Raw genomic sequence first — 724 nt, 5'->3', positions numbered from 1 at the left:
AACGGTGAAATACATGGGGAGTAAATCCCGTATTGCGAAACATATCGCCCCCTTCATTCTGGAGTATTTAACAACAGATACGGTTTATGTTGAGCCATTCGCTGGTGGGATGAACATGGCGAGTTACATCAACACCAAACATGCTGGACCTGTTATTGCTGCGGATAAACATGAATACCTGATGGCAATGTGGGGAGCCTTGTTATCTGGCTGGCAACCTCCGGGACAAATATCACGAGAGCAGTATTACGCGATAAAGCATAACAAAACCGACATTCCTCACTTAACGGGATGGGTCGGGTTTAATTGTAGCTATTCGGGTAAGTGGTTCGATGGGTACGCGGGAGTCACGCAGACAAAATCAGGTATTCGGGATTATCAAGCGGAGGCTGTCAGTAATATTCAGCGACAGATAAGTGATCTGGATGGCGTGCAATTATTATGCAGTGATTACAAGGCACTGAACATACCGGATGGCGCAGTCGTCTACTGCGACCCGCCTTATGCGAACACGCGGCAATACCGCGATGCCTTTAACACGGCTGAGTTCTGGAATTGGGTTCGTGAGTTATCGAACCGCTGTACTGTCTTTGTTAGCGAATATACCGCTCCAAATGATTTTGATTGCCTTTGGTCAATGGCATTAACCAGTAGCCTGAGTGCGAATCATCAATCGGGCACAACGACAAAATCAGTTGAATCGTTGTTTATGATAAGAACATGA

Annotated in this window: 1 protein-coding gene; it reads left to right on the top strand. The window is 46.3% G+C overall.

Annotated elements, in window-relative coordinates; genetic code table 11:
* On the top strand, window positions 1-724 hold a 724-nt coding region (locus tag Xind_RS19695; RefSeq protein ID WP_222941874.1), incomplete at its 5' end, for a DNA adenine methylase.

Source organism: Xenorhabdus indica (assembly GCF_014467235.1).
GTDB classification, from domain to species: Bacteria; Pseudomonadota; Gammaproteobacteria; order Enterobacterales; family Enterobacteriaceae; genus Xenorhabdus; species Xenorhabdus indica.
The sequence above is the reverse complement of the archived record's forward strand: the minus strand, read 5'-3'. Positions and strand labels throughout refer to the sequence as shown.